Origin of the sequence: Acinetobacter sp. YH12076 (genome assembly GCF_013419525.1) — a bacterium.
GTDB classification, from domain to species: Bacteria; Pseudomonadota; Gammaproteobacteria; order Pseudomonadales; family Moraxellaceae; genus Acinetobacter; species Acinetobacter amyesii.
Genome location: NZ_VOZY01000003.1, coordinates 171,155 through 184,911 on the forward strand (window position 1 = coordinate 171,155; position 13,757 = coordinate 184,911).

Below are 13,757 nucleotides of genomic sequence, written 5' to 3' on the forward strand. Positions count from 1 at the left end.
TGTTTCCTATTGAGCTGGATAAGCCGAGTCAGTGTTGTGATGTTGTGAATCAATCGCTGATTTCACTTCCACCACATCATCAAACCAATGTCGAACACCATCAATTTCTTGATAGTTTTCATGGCCTTTACCAGCAATCACCACAATATCACCCGCTTGGGCATGGTTGACTGCGAATTTAATCGCTTCACGGCGGTCATGGATTTCATGGACAGTTTTTCCAGTAAAATCAATACCAGCCTTCATATCTGCAAAAATTTGTTCTGGGTTTTCAGTACGTGGATTATCCGAGGTAATCAACGCAACATCTGCATGGTTTAATGCCGCTTGTGTCATCAATGGACGCTTACCACGGTCACGATCACCACCACAGCCAAACACCGCCCATAACTGTTGCGATACATGACGTTTTAAAGTCTGTAACACTTGAACTAAAGCATCTGGTGTATGTGCATAATCCACCACAAACAGGCGTTCATCATCACGAATCACTTGCATACGACCCGGTGCACCTTTTAACTCGGGCGCAGTTGCGATCAAGGCAGATAAGTCAAAACCCGCTTGCTCCGCTGAAATTAAGCTCGCCACAATATTTTCAATATTGAAGTGTCCCAATAATGGACTTTGCACCACAAATTCAGCTTGAGCAGTACGCAATTTAAATTGTGCGCCCGTTAAGCTGTATTGAATATCCGTCACTTGATAATCCGCAGCCTGACGCGTTGAATAAGTCAAAATTTTAGGCTGAGCCGGGTTTTGGCGTGCGGCATTCAGCATCACTTCTGCATATTCATCATCGAGATTGATGACTGCAACTTTGAGCGATGGAAACTGAAACAAACGTGATTTCGCTTCAGCATAGGCTTCAAGGGTTTTATGATAATCCAAATGATCACGACTTAAATTGCTATATGCCGCAATTTCAATTGCACAGCCATTTAATCGACCTTGTTCTAATCCGTGCGAACTTGCCTCTATGGCAGCAAACTCTGCACCCTCAAGCGCATAGGCATGCAATGCATTTTGCATATGTAACGCATCTAAAGTAGTGTGAGATGAGGCTTCTAAATTCGGTAAAATCCCGTTTCCAGTGGTTCCCATCACTGCACATTTTTTGCCTTGCAGCATGAGTAATTCAGCGATTAAGCGTGAGATCGTGGTTTTACCATTGGTACCCGTCACAGCCAAAATCCGTGCAGCTTGAGCTGGTTGAGTCGCCTGTAAATATTGCTTTTGCCACTGCCCCATCAATTGACGCACATCCGCGATCACGACACTTTGATCCAAGCCCAAATCAGTTTCTGAAATGACAGCCAACGCGCCATTCTCTAACGCTGCACGTGCAAATTGTGCTGTTTTTTCAGGTTGCGAAAACGAAGTCAGGGCAATAAATATTTGCCCTGCTGTAACTTTGCGACTATCCAGATTGAAGCCCTGAAAGGATTGCAACATCCATTCTGCGGGCTGTTCAACGGTGTATAGATCTTGAAACGTAATTTTCATTCATCACCTATTACTGGATCTTAGGAGTGTCTAAAGGTTTATCTAATGGTACGTTCATTAAACGTAAAGATTCTTGCATTACACGAGCGAAAACTGGTGCAGCCACCAGACCACCGTAATACTGACCTGTCGGGTTTTCCACTACAACAATCATGGCCAAACGTGGATCACTCACTGGTGCAACACCGGCAAAGAGTGCTCGATATTCTGAAGTCGAATAGCCTTTACGGTCTGCACGTAATTTATGTGCTGTACCAGTTTTACCCGCCACGCGATAACCCGGAATATTGGCTTGACGTGCCGTACCACCCGGCAAGGTCACTGCTTCCATCATTAAAAGCACTTGATCAGCAATTTTAGGGTCAACCATCTGCTCACCTTTCGGCTTTTCCTCAAGCTTGTACAAGCTCAGTGGCATTTTGACGCCCTTATTGGCAATCATGGCATATGCATCAGCCAGTTGGAGCACTGTAGCGTTCAAACCATAACCATAAGCCATGGTCGCTACTTCTGACACATTCCATTTACTCTTCGGCAAAATCAGACCAGCACTTTCGCCGGGGAATTTCACCGCTGAACGTTGACCAAAGCCAAGACGTTGATAGAACGTTGGTAATGTTTCATAAGGGAGAGATAAAGCGATTTTTGCCACACCGACGTTAGACGATTTTTGAATAATGCCGCCCAAAGTCAGAGGGCCATAGTTATGCGTATCTCGGATAGTATGATTCCCTACACGCATAGAACCGGGTGTGGTATTTACAACGGTATTTGCCGTGTATTTACCGCTTTCCAATGCCATTGCCACGGTCAATGGCTTCATGGTTGAACCTGGCTCAAAGGAGTCAATCGCACCACGGTTACGCATAGCATCTTTATTTAAGACACCTTTTTTATCATTCGGGTTGTACGACGGCCAAGACGTCATCGCTAAAATTTCACCTGTTTTGACATCCACGGCAATCGCGGTTGCAGAACGTGCGTTATTGGCTACGCCGGCTGCAGTCAACTCACGATACATAATGTATTGCAAACGTGAATCAATACTCAGCGTGATATTTTCACCCGACTCAACCTCTTTCACGATCTCAGGGTCTTTAACGCGGTTGCCTTTTTTATCTCGGACAATTTGCTGCGCACCATCTACGCCTGCAAGACGTTCATTCAATTGCATCTCTAAACCTTCGATGCCCATACCCTCACTATTGGTTAAACCAATAATTTGTGAGTTTGGCTGAGGCTGTGGATAGTAGCGCTTATAGTTTTTCTCGGTATATACCCCCTGAAAGTCACGTTTCATGATCAATTCAGCTTGTTGTGGTGGCACTTCTTTCTTTAAAACTAAATAACGTGAACGTGGACGCTCATTCATTTTGCGTCTCAATTCAGCACGATCCATCCCTACAGCATCAGCGAGTTCATCTAAATTCAGATTCTTATCTGGTAATTGACGTTTTAACTTACGATTGTTTGGATCTTTAGCCAATTCGGCCGTAATTTCTTCAAAGAGTTTTTTATTGTCAAAATAATCACGTGGATCGATCACGATTTTCATGATCGGAGTACTAATGGCTAAAGGAACGCCGTGACGGTCATAGATTACACCGCGCATGGCTTTTAAGGTTTCAGTTCTTAAAATTTTGGCATTGGCTTTATTTTGTAAAAAGTCTTTGTTGATGATTTGTACATAAAAAGCCCGCCCGACCAATGCAATAAAGCACAGTAAAACCACTGCCCACATCAAGTGATAGCGCCACATCTCCACCGAAATGGCTGTACGACCAGTAACAGACTGCTGTTTTTTACGCGGAGTTTGTTTGTTTCTCTTTTCAACCATGTGACCGGCAGCCTATTTTTTCTGTTCAGGAGTTTGTGGCAATGAAATAACAACGGTTTGTGCAATAGGAGGCGAATACATCCGTAATTGGGTAACTGCACGTGTCCCAATTTGGGCTGTTGCACCAAAAGTTTGTTGTTCGATCAGCAAACGTCCCCATTCTGCATTGAGGTCATCCCTTTCACGCATATAGGTACTCAATTGACGATAATCTTGGCGATATTCAAAGACTTGAAACACCACCATAATCGCACTCACAAAAACCAAGAGCAATAAAATGCCGTATGTAATGATTTTCTTCGACTGCGATTGATCAGAGTTTTTTTCGATTGCTTCGGTTTTCATTCTTTGCCTTTTAAGCTAAACGCTCTGCCACACGAAGCCAAGCACTACGAGATCGTGGATTGGCTTTAACTTCTTCTTCACTTGCTTTAATTCGTGACACTTTTTTTAAGCGGCGGGTATCTTCGCGTTTTTGTGGCAACCCCCAGCCTGTGTCTTCTGCAAGTGTAGATTCTTTTTGAATAAATTGTTTAATTAAACGATCCTCTAAAGAATGGAAACTGATCACTGCCAGAGTGCCTTCAGGTTTCAGCATCTCCACCGCTTGAGGTAAGAAGATATCAATATCGTCGAGTTCTTTGTTAATAGCAATACGAATTGCTTGGAAAGTTCGTGTCGCTGCATGTTTATTTTTTTCCCATTTCGGGTGGGCAACTTTCACGATTTCTGCCAATTGAGCTGTAGTTTCAATATACCCTGCCGCTTTAATCGCTTTGGCAATACGGCGGCTATAACGCTCTTCACCATATTTAAAAATAATATTGGCCAAATCTTCTTCTTCAATATCAACCAACCACTCTGCGGCTGTTGGACCTTGTGAATTGTCCATACGCATATCGAGTGGGCCATCTTTCATAAAGCTAAAGCCACGCTCTGCTTGGTCTAGCTGCGGAGATGACACCCCTAAATCCGCCATAATACCGTCTACCAAGTCGATACCACGACTACGCAGTTCCTCTTTTAAATCGGCAAAACTAGCGTGAATGATTTTAAAACGCGCATCTTCTTGTTCTAATTCTGCTGCAACAGCCAATGCTTGCGGGTCTTTATCAAAGGCATAAACACGTGCGTTTTCATCTAATTTAGACAGTAATAAACGCGTATGACCACCACGCCCAAATGTGCCATCTACGAAAATTCCTGTATTGCGATCTGCCAGTAAAGCATCAACAGTTTCATGAAGTAATACAGAAATATGCGACATAAGGGTTCGTTCAACACAGCTAAAAATGTAACTGCACATTATTACCTTGTTTTAGCAAAGCTCCAAACGTCTTTTTGTACAGAAATATTACTTTCCATAGAGAAAACCGTTTTTATTTTTTTCCATCCATTAAAAAACCTCCCGAAGGAGGTCTTTGAACATCTCAAATCATAGATTTCGATGTATTAGCGCTTGTTATTGTAGATCTGATCGAAGATCGCACCATTCACAAAATGTGTTTGTTGAGCTTTTGCCCAGCCACCAAAGACTTCATCAATAGTAAAAGTTTTTAAAGGTGGGAACTGAGTTTTATATTTTGCTAAAACTGCTGCATTACGTGGACGATAGAAATGACGAGCTGCCATCTCTTGACCTAATGGAGAATAAAGATAATTGATATAGCCTTGAGCTAACCATTTATTACCATTTTTATCGACAGTTTTGTCTACGATTGCCACTGAAGGCTCAGTCAAAATTGACATCGATGGATATACGATATCAAATTTGTTTTTACCCAAAGTTTTTTGCGTAACTAAAGCTTCGTTTTCCCAAGTCAATAACACATCACCGATGCCTCGTTCAGCAAAAGTAGTCATCGATGCACGTGCCGCAGAGTCCATCACTTTTACGTTATGGTACATCTTACCCACGAAATCTTTGGCTTTCGCTTCATTACCACCCGGCTGTTTCAAAGCATAACCCCAAGCTGACAAGTAAACCCAACGTGGGAGACCGCCAGTTTTCGGGTTCGGGGTAATAATTTGTACGCCCGGCTTGGTTAAATCAGACCAATCTTTAATATGTTTCGGGTTGCCCTTACGCACCATGAAGACAATCGTTGACGTATATGGCGCTGAGTTATGTGGAAACTCTTTTTGCCATCCCGGCTGAATCTGTCCAGACTTCACAATTTCTTCGATGTCATTGGCTAAAGCCAAAGTCACGACATCACCTTTTAAACCGTCAACCACGGAACGGGCTTGTTTACCTGAGCCACCGTGTGATTGTTTAAATGCAACCGTTTTACCGGTACGCTCTTTCCAATATGCGCCAAATGACTTATTAAATTCGTCATAAAATTCACGCGTTGCATCATAAGAAACGTTTAAAAATTCACGATCAGCGGCCTGAGCAGACGCTGAGAAAGCAACACCAGTGGCAAGCAACGTAGCACTGAGCCACGCCTTAAATTGAGTTTTCATAACAGCCAGCATAAAGTTATATTCAATACTGCTAAATATATGAAATAAAGTCATAAATCGCAATTGCAGCAAGTTTAGACCCTTTACTAGATACAGCTAACGCAGCGAATTTAATTGTTTGTTTTTCATATTAAAATACACAAAAACAATCTACTTATTCCCTATATATAGATTTTTATGCATTACATATGCAAAAAACGAATAATCCCAATTATCCGTTTTTACACCAATCAACTTTATTTGCAGACTTACTCTTTATTCTTTTCACTATAGATTTGATCGAAAATCGCACCATTCACAAAATGTGTTTTTTGCGCTTTTGCCCAACCTCCAAACACTTTATCAATGGTAAAGGTTTGAACTTTCGGGAATTGAGCAGCGTACTTTGCAGTGGCTTTTGCATCGCGAGGGCGGAAGAAATATTTGCCTGCTAGCTCTTGGCCCTTAGGTGAATATAGATAGTTCAAATAACCCTTCGCTAAATTTCGATTACCATTTTTGTCGACGGTTTTATCTACTACAGCCACCGAAGGTTCAGCTAAAATCGAAATAGAAGGATAAACAATGTCATATTTATCTTTGCCTAGGCCCTGAGTCGCTAATAGTGCCTCATTTTCCCAAGATAGTAAGACATCTCCAATGCCACGCTCAGCAAAGGTCGTGAGCGAACCACGTGCACCAGAATCCAATACTTTGACATTGCTATAGAGTTTTTTCACCAATTCTTTGGCTTTGGCCTCATTTCCACCCGGTTGTTTTAAAGCATATCCCCAAGCTGATAAATAGATCCAACGCGGTGCCCCACCTGTTTTTGGATTTGGCGTAATAATTTCAACGCCCGGTTTGGTTAGGTCATTCCAATCTTTAATTTTTTTCGGGTTGCCCTTACGCACCAAAAATACGATGGTTGAGGTATACGGAGCAGAATTATGTGGAAATTGCTTTTGCCAGTTCTTATTGATTTGTCCGGTCGCCACAATTTCATCAATATCATTTGCCAATGCCAAAGTGACAACGTCTGCTTGTAAACCCGTTGCTACTGCACGAGCTTGTTTGCCAGAGCCACCGTGAGATTGTTTAAAATTAATCTCTTGTCCTGTACGCTTTTTCCAATATTGTCCAAATTCTTGGTTATATTCCTGATAAAACTCACGTTTTGGATCATATGAGACATTTAAGAAATCTTTTGCGGCATACACCTGTACCGCCACCCACCCAACAATGCGAAAATGCCCGATGCTATTATTTTTTTCATCTGCTCAAACTCAAATTGATCTTGAGAGCACTATATAAATCAAAAATAACTTTAACAATCAGCTATCTATAATATAAATTCAAATCTATTTCTGTTTTAAAGATATCTAAAAATAACGTATTTAAAGCTTTAATTCTGCTAATGCAGCAACAATCAGAAGCGATCTCCATGCTATCTTCATAGTTGTTTGCTAAAACATCCGAAAATCTGGAGAAAACAGTCTATTTAGGTAATCCCAGTACAGACTTTTTTAGTTTTTTTGTAAAAATTGTGACGTAGTTCTACTTTTTAATTACGAAAGATGGTTAAATCGTAGTCTAAATATTAAAACTATTTTGCAAATAAAAAGTTCCATCACCAAAACTAGGGGGAGATTTGGACATGAAATTTTCATACGCGCTATGCCTAGGCTTAAGTTTAAGCGTGACTGCACAGACTGGATTTTGTGCTGCAACCAGCACCGCATCGAATAACAAACTTACGATGCCTGCTGAACGTACCTCCTTGATCGAAAAAGCGATTAATCAGCAAAAATCTGAAGGTAAAGGCCGTACAGACGATAATTTAAAAGTACTTACGTCTATTAAAGCTGCACCGACTCAAAGTTTCTTTGCATCACAAAACCAAAGTTTTTCTCGTTTTGTTCAAGCTATTTTTTCTGGTAGCAACTCATAACGACATCAGCATACTGATGCTGTCCAAGCTATTGTTTTAGACGAGTTCCCCTACTGTCGTCTAAAAAATACTAAAAAACGCCTGATCATTCAATGTTGAATTAAGCATTAAGTGATCAGGCTTTTTCGTTATAATAGATCCCAATTTACATTCTGATTAAAAGCTGATTATGACTGTTCGTACTCGTATCGCACCTTCTCCTACTGGTTTCCCGCACGTTGGGACTGCTTATATTGCATTGTTTAACTTATGTTTTGCGAAGCAACATGGCGGTGAATTTATTCTTCGTATTGAAGATACAGACCAACTACGCTCTACCCCAGAATCTGAGAAAATGATTTTAGATTCATTGCGTTGGTTAGGTTTGAACTGGTCAGAAGGTCCAGATGTGGGTGGCCCTCATGCGCCATACCGTCAATCTGAACGTATGGACATTTATAAACAATATGCTTTGGAACTGGTTGAAAAAGGCCATGCATTCTACTGCTTCGCAACAGCAGAAGAACTCGATCAAATGCGTGCGGAACAACAAGCGCGTGGTGAATCACCGCGTTATGACGGTCGTGGTTTAAAACACACTGCAGAAGAAGTTGCACAGCGTTTGGCTGCTGGTGAACCGCATGTTATTCGAATGAAAGTGCCTGAAGAAGGGATTTGTAAATTTAATGACTTACTGCGCGGTGAAGTCGAAATTCCTTGGGCACAAGTCGACATGCAAATTCTATTAAAAACCGATGGTTTACCGACGTATCACTTAGCAAACGTGGTTGATGACCATTTAATGGAAATCACTCACGTGATTCGTGGTGAAGAATGGATTCCATCTGCGCCTAAACACCAATTGTTGTACAAATATTTTGGTTGGGACATGCCTGTACTTTGCCACATGCCGCTGTTACGTAACCCAGATAAATCAAAACTGTCTAAACGTAAAAACCCAACCTCAATTAACTACTACAAAGACATCGGCGTTTTACCTGAAGCATTATTGAACTACTTAGGCCGTATGGGCTGGTCAATGCCGGATGAAAGTGAAAAATTCACTTTGGCTGAAATGATTGAACACTTTGACATTCAACGTGTATCACTAGGCGGTCCAATCTTTGATGTTGAAAAGCTAAACTGGTTAAATGGTCAATGGATTAAAGGTTTAACACCCGGTCAATTGCTCGATACCCTACTGGCTTGGAAATCAGATCGTAATACCTTGGAAGAAATTGCTGCTGCGATTCAACCGCGTATTAATTTATTATCTGAAGCAGTGAATTGGGCAGGTTTTTATTTCAACCAATTCCCAACACTCAGCAAAGAACAGTTTGAAAGCAAAAAATTGACTGAAGAACAAGTGCGTCAAAGCCTTCAATTTGCCATTTGGCGTCTAGAAAGCATGTTCACTTGGAACAATGACACCGTCAGCCAAACGCTTATGGATTTGGCGAACCAAATGGACATTAAACTTCGTGACTTCATGCCAACCTTCTTTATTGCTATTGCTGGTTCGACATCTTCGACACCGGTTATGCAATCGATGGTAACCATTGGTCCTGATTTAACCTTTGCTCGCTTACGTCATGCACTTGAAATTGTGGGCGGCCCGAGTAAAAAAGAAACAAAAGCATGGGAAAAACTCAATGAAAGCTTAAAACTGCCGAAAAATGATGCAGTTGATGAAGCTTAATTGATTTTTTAGTTGACGGATGGGCGTTATCCCCCTAATATAGCGCCCATACCGAGAGATGGTGTCAACCAACTCTACGTTGCCTCAAATTGTCCCTATCGTCTAGAGGCCTAGGACATCGCCCTTTCACGGCGGTAACCGGGGTTCGAATCCCCGTAGGGACGCCATATTCAAGGTGATGCAAATCATCTTATAAAAAACCCAAGCATTATGACTTGGGTTTTTTATTGCCTAAATTTTATCTGATTTAAATTTACGGTATTTTTGCTTTCTGCGTCATTCTGATTAAAATAAACCATAGATTAAAATTATGGAGTTGCAATGCAATACCGTTGCCCTAAATGTCAAAGCCCTAAAATTATGCCTCTTGCGCAAGCAGGCCAGCCTGTTGCTCGTCCTGTCGTGCCTAAAAGCCTGATTATCCTCATCCCTGCGGTATTTATTCTTTTACTGTTGGTGATTATCAGCATCGCAATGTGGATTTTTGGTGACGGTGCAGGCACTACATTACAAACTGCAACTGTTGTTGTATTTATTGCTTGCTTGATTGCTGGCTTCATGTTCTATCGCGACCTGCCAGATTTCAAAATTTCAATGCAAGGTTTTATGCAATCACAGAAAAAATGGAAATGCCGCGAATGTAATCATGAGTGGGAAATCTAAGCCGGCCATTTAAATTACATCAGCATTAGTGCTGATGTGATTCATCATGAGAATGCGCGTGATCATCTTGAAGGTGCTCATGTGCATGAGCAGACTTTTGGGTATGTTGGTGTACCACACATTCATCTTCTTCGATTTGTAATGTCATCTCCGTGATTCCATGTTCATGTTGCAACATTTCAATCGCCTCAAAATACAAGGCATTACGATCGGCTTCAGGTGCAAAGAGATGAACTGTCAAATGCACATTCTTTGATGTTATTGCCCAGACCTTTAACTGGTGAATACTCTCTACCCCATTGAGTGCCAATAAATCATTGCGTAACTTTTCTATGTCAATTTCTTCTGGTACACCTTCCAATAAAATATTGATGCTTTGTTTTAATAAAATCCAAGTTCTTGGTAAAACCCAAAAGCCAATGAGCACCGCAATTAGTGTATCGACCCACATCCAGCCCGTAAAATAAATAATCGCTGCACCAATAATTACACCAACCGAACCTAGAGCATCACTCAACACTTCTAGATACGCCCCCTTCACATTCAAGCTTTCTTGTGAACTGGAAAATAAAATACGCATCGAGATTAAGTTAATGATCAAACCAATAACGGCGACCATCATCATGCCCATACTTTGAATTTCCGGCGGCGTTGAAAAGCGCTGATAGGCCTCATACAAAATATAAATCGCCACCACAAATAGCATCAAGGCATTAAACAAGGCTGCCAAAATTTCAAAACGCTGATAGCCAAAGGTGCGTTTGTTGTCAGCAGGAAGCTTGCCAATTTTGATCGCGACCAATGCTATGGCAAGGGCTGCGGCATCGGTAAACATATGTGCCGCATCTGACAATAGCGCCAAACTTTGCGTCATAAATCCTGCAATGACTTCAATAATCAAAAACGTCGTGGTCAGTGCTAAGGCAAAACTTAATTTTTTGACATTCCCTTCCGTCACAACGGCATGGCTGTGGTCATGCCCATGATGCTCACTCATTATTTTCTGACCTTTATAAATTATATATTCTTCAGCCTTGAGCTTAACAGGTGCAGTAAACGTAATAAAATTACATTATTCAACCTTCAGTACTACGTTTTACCTTCAAGCTTAAAAACTGCTTTTTCAGCATCCTCTTTCAATTTATTCAAATTAATTTTTCGCGATCTAGATGACTGAAATTACTTATAAATATTTTTCAACACCTATTCACATATCATGACAAGCATGCTAATTTTCATCTTAAGTGTGATCTGTTTAAAACAATTAAATCATTCATCGCAGCGCACGAATGACTGCAATTAATATTTTTATTAATCAAGTGGTTATATTTAGCAACAAGGAGTTTAACAATGATGATACAAGCTCTGAAAAAAATCTATGCACTGTTGTCACAACAGATGAATCCAAAGTTGCAAGGAATGCACCTTTCGATTCCAGAAGCCGAGGGTGATTACGCCCAAGGGACTTATTTTGAAATTCTTGCGGCTCAACACCATCAAGACTTTCTCAGTCACCATACTATGGATTCAGCAGACCAATCCCCTACTGACTATCGCAATGCCATGTGGAATTTCTTAAGTGCCGCATTAAAAGGTCATAAAGATGCCCAATATCGCTTAGGTCTCGGTTATTTACGTGGAGAACTCGGCTTAGACCGCAATTATGAACTTGCAGAGCTTTGGCTCAGTAAAGCGGCTGCACAAGGCCATGAACAAGCAGACTACGTCTTACATCATGCCTATGAAGACATTGTTGTATAGTCATTGCTTCTCACGCAATAAAAAACCAGCCCGCAGGCTGGTTTTTTATTTTAAAACTGGAACTTAGTTACCAATTTTGCGGTATTTTTGACGCTTTGCAACAAGGTCATCACCATCACGTTTACGACGGTATTCTTCAAATTCATGGTAGTTACCCGTGAAGAATTCAGGGGTTTCACCTTCAAATGACAAGATGTGCGTTGCAATACGGTCGAGGAACCAACGGTCATGCGAGATCACCATGACTGTACCCGGGAATACTAAAATGGCATCTTCAAGCGCACGTAAAGTTTCGATATCCAAGTCGTTTGACGGTTCATCGAGTAAGATGACGTTTGCGCCCATTTGCAGGATTTTCGCAAGTTGTAAACGGTTACGTTCACCACCTGACAATTGACCTACACGTTTTTGCTGATCTTGACCTTTGAAGTTAAAGCGACCGATATACGCACGAGATGCGATTTCGTATTCACCAATTTTCAAGATATCTAAACCGCCAGAAACTTCTTCCCAAACAGTTTTGTTGTCATCTAAGGTGTCACGAATCTGACCAACATAAGCCACTTTAACAGACTCACCCAGTGTAATTGTACCTGTATCTGGTTGTTGTTCGCCTGTCATCATACGGAATAATGTGGTTTTACCCGCACCGTTTTCGCCCACGATACCTACAATTGCAGCAGGTGGTACAACGAACGATAAATCTTTATAAAGTGTACGGTCACCAAAGGATTTACTAATACCTTCAACTTCTACAACTTTATTACCTAGACGTGGACCAGGTGGAATATAGATTTCAGATGTTTCGTTACGCTGTTGGAATTCGCGTGAGTTAAGCTCTTCAAAACGCTCCATACGCGCTTTGTTTTTCTTTTGCTGACCTTTAGCATTTGAACGAACCCATTCAAGTTCTTTTTTCAATGCTTTAGCAAAAGATTCTTCTTGCTTTTGTTCTTGCTCTAAACGGGCATTTTTCTGCTCTAACCAAGAAGAGTAGTTGCCTTGGTATGGAATACCCATGCCGCGGTCAAGCTCAAGAATCCACTCTGCCACATTATCCAAGAAGTAACGGTCATGGGTAATCGCAACGATCGTACCTGGGAAGTCTTTCAAGAAACGTTCCAACCATGATACTGATGAAGCATCCAAATGGTTCGTTGGTTCATCTAGAAGTAACATGTCTGGTTTAGACAATAACAAACGGCAAAGTGCAACACGACGGCGCTCACCACCAGACAACTTAGATACATCTGCATCCCAAGCTGGAAGGTTCAACGCTGCAGCAGCCTGATCCATTTGGTTCACAATATTATGTGCATCCCATGAATGGATAATGGCTTCTAACTTCTCTTGTTCTTTTGCAAGTGCATCAAAGTCAGCATCTTCTGCTGCATATTCTGCAAACACTTCATCAAGACGCGCCAAAGCATCTAACGGCTCACGTAAACCGTCTTCAACGTTACCACGAACGTCTTTGCTTTCATCCAATGGCGGCTCTTGTTCAAGGTAACCAATTTTGATACCCGGTTGAGCACGTGCTTCACCTGAGAAATCTTTATCTACGCCCGCCATAATACGAAGCAAGGTAGATTTACCTGCACCGTTTAGACCAAGCACACCAATTTTTGCGCCTGGGAAAAATGATAAAGAGATGTCTTTCAGGATTTCGCGCTTAGGCGGAACCATCTTCGACACACGGTTCATCGTGTAAATATATTGGGCCACTTAGGACTCCTCAATAGTCAAAACATATACGGAACAACACAAAGTTGCCCCTGCTCAATTGAGCGAAAAAATAATCGGCTATTATACGCATAAAGTCGTGAAAAAATAAGGTTTCGCACACGCCTTCAATGCATTGTTACAAGTTTAATGGCGAACAAAATTTAAACATGCGTTTTTAAGCATGATTTCGC

12 protein-coding genes and 1 tRNA gene are annotated in these 13,757 nt (G+C 41.4%); 5 read left to right on the forward strand and 8 right to left on the reverse strand.

All coding sequences use genetic code 11. The annotated features are described in order from the left end of the window. Positions 1-6: 6 nt before the first annotated feature. From FTU22_RS03875 to FTU22_RS03900, 6 genes are all read right to left on the reverse strand, one after another. Positions 7-1,503, reverse strand: coding sequence for a UDP-N-acetylmuramoyl-L-alanyl-D-glutamate--2,6-diaminopimelate ligase (locus tag FTU22_RS03875; RefSeq protein WP_180093093.1), 1,497 nt, complete (start codon positions 1,501-1,503; stop codon positions 7-9). Between the two features lie 10 nt (positions 1,504-1,513). Then, positions 1,514-3,340 (reverse strand): penicillin-binding protein PBP3, encoded by a 1,827-nt coding sequence (gene ftsI, locus FTU22_RS03880; RefSeq protein WP_078192538.1) that lies wholly within the window; start codon positions 3,338-3,340, stop codon positions 1,514-1,516. A 12-nt stretch (positions 3,341-3,352) separates the two neighbouring features. Beyond that, positions 3,353-3,685: a cell division protein FtsL gene (ftsL, locus tag FTU22_RS03885; protein WP_078189390.1), complete on the reverse strand. Its 333-nt coding sequence runs from the start codon at positions 3,683-3,685 to the stop codon at positions 3,353-3,355. A gap of 10 nt (positions 3,686-3,695) precedes the next feature. Continuing rightward, positions 3,696-4,607 carry a 16S rRNA (cytosine(1402)-N(4))-methyltransferase RsmH gene (rsmH, locus tag FTU22_RS03890; RefSeq protein WP_180011304.1) on the reverse strand — a complete coding sequence of 304 codons (912 nt, stop codon included), beginning with the start codon at positions 4,605-4,607 and terminating at the stop codon, positions 3,696-3,698. Between the two features lie 185 nt (positions 4,608-4,792). After that, complete coding sequence (locus FTU22_RS03895) at positions 4,793-5,809, reverse strand: sulfate ABC transporter substrate-binding protein (protein ID WP_180093095.1); 1,017 nt, start codon at positions 5,807-5,809, stop codon at positions 4,793-4,795. Between the two features lie 248 nt (positions 5,810-6,057). Beyond that, a complete protein-coding gene (locus FTU22_RS03900) occupies positions 6,058-7,008 on the reverse strand; it encodes a sulfate ABC transporter substrate-binding protein (RefSeq protein WP_373886235.1) in 951 nt (316 codons plus the stop codon). Between the two features lie 437 nt (positions 7,009-7,445). On the opposite strand from FTU22_RS03900, the gene FTU22_RS03905 reads away from it, so the two are divergent. From FTU22_RS03905 to FTU22_RS03920, 4 genes are all read left to right on the forward strand, one after another. Beyond that, a complete protein-coding gene (locus FTU22_RS03905; protein WP_078192541.1) occupies positions 7,446-7,739 on the forward strand; it encodes a hypothetical protein in 294 nt (97 codons plus the stop codon). A gap of 169 nt (positions 7,740-7,908) precedes the next feature. After that, positions 7,909-9,417, forward strand: coding sequence for a glutamate--tRNA ligase (gene gltX / locus FTU22_RS03910; RefSeq protein WP_168378189.1), 1,509 nt, complete (start codon positions 7,909-7,911; stop codon positions 9,415-9,417). 91 nt (positions 9,418-9,508) lie between these two features. Further along, positions 9,509-9,584, forward strand: a tRNA-Glu gene (locus FTU22_RS03915). Positions 9,585-9,738: 154 nt separating this feature from the next. After that, a complete protein-coding gene (locus FTU22_RS03920; protein ID WP_078189395.1) occupies positions 9,739-10,080 on the forward strand; it encodes a hypothetical protein in 342 nt (113 codons plus the stop codon). A 25-nt stretch (positions 10,081-10,105) separates the two neighbouring features. On the opposite strand, the gene FTU22_RS03925 is transcribed toward FTU22_RS03920, so the two are convergent. Next, on the reverse strand, positions 10,106-11,077 hold the full coding sequence (locus FTU22_RS03925; protein WP_180093099.1) for a cation diffusion facilitator family transporter: 972 nt from the start codon (positions 11,075-11,077) through the stop codon (positions 10,106-10,108). A 353-nt stretch (positions 11,078-11,430) separates the two neighbouring features. On the opposite strand from FTU22_RS03925, the gene FTU22_RS03930 reads away from it, so the two are divergent. Continuing rightward, positions 11,431-11,841 (forward strand): SEL1-like repeat protein, encoded by a 411-nt coding sequence (locus FTU22_RS03930; protein ID WP_180024277.1) that lies wholly within the window; start codon positions 11,431-11,433, stop codon positions 11,839-11,841. A gap of 63 nt (positions 11,842-11,904) precedes the next feature. Here the strand turns inward: FTU22_RS03930 and ettA are convergent, their stop codons facing one another. Further along, positions 11,905-13,566, reverse strand: coding sequence for an energy-dependent translational throttle protein EttA (ettA, locus tag FTU22_RS03935; protein ID WP_078192544.1), 1,662 nt, complete (start codon positions 13,564-13,566; stop codon positions 11,905-11,907). Positions 13,567-13,757 lie beyond the last annotated feature (191 nt).

What these genes read in the sequence shown, in the direction of transcription:
- FTU22_RS03875 (WP_180093093.1), bottom strand. Translation starts at nt 1,503, where the DNA reads ATGAAAATTACGTTTCAAGATCTATACACCGTTGAACAGCCCGCAGAA.
- ftsI (WP_078192538.1), bottom strand. Translation starts at nt 3,340, where the DNA reads ATGGTTGAAAAGAGAAACAAACAAACTCCGCGTAAAAAACAGCAGTCT.
- ftsL (WP_078189390.1), bottom strand. Translation starts at nt 3,685, where the DNA reads ATGAAAACCGAAGCAATCGAAAAAAACTCTGATCAATCGCAGTCGAAG.
- rsmH (WP_180011304.1), bottom strand. Translation starts at nt 4,607, where the DNA reads ATGTCGCATATTTCTGTATTACTTCATGAAACTGTTGATGCTTTACTG.
- FTU22_RS03895 (WP_180093095.1), bottom strand. Translation starts at nt 5,809, where the DNA reads ATGAAAACTCAATTTAAGGCGTGGCTCAGTGCTACGTTGCTTGCCACT.
- FTU22_RS03905 (WP_078192541.1), top strand. Translation starts at nt 7,446, where the DNA reads ATGAAATTTTCATACGCGCTATGCCTAGGCTTAAGTTTAAGCGTGACT.
- gltX (WP_168378189.1), top strand. Translation starts at nt 7,909, where the DNA reads ATGACTGTTCGTACTCGTATCGCACCTTCTCCTACTGGTTTCCCGCAC.
- FTU22_RS03920 (WP_078189395.1), top strand. Translation starts at nt 9,739, where the DNA reads ATGCAATACCGTTGCCCTAAATGTCAAAGCCCTAAAATTATGCCTCTT.
- FTU22_RS03925 (WP_180093099.1), bottom strand. Translation starts at nt 11,077, where the DNA reads ATGAGTGAGCATCATGGGCATGACCACAGCCATGCCGTTGTGACGGAA.
- FTU22_RS03930 (WP_180024277.1), top strand. Translation starts at nt 11,431, where the DNA reads ATGATGATACAAGCTCTGAAAAAAATCTATGCACTGTTGTCACAACAG.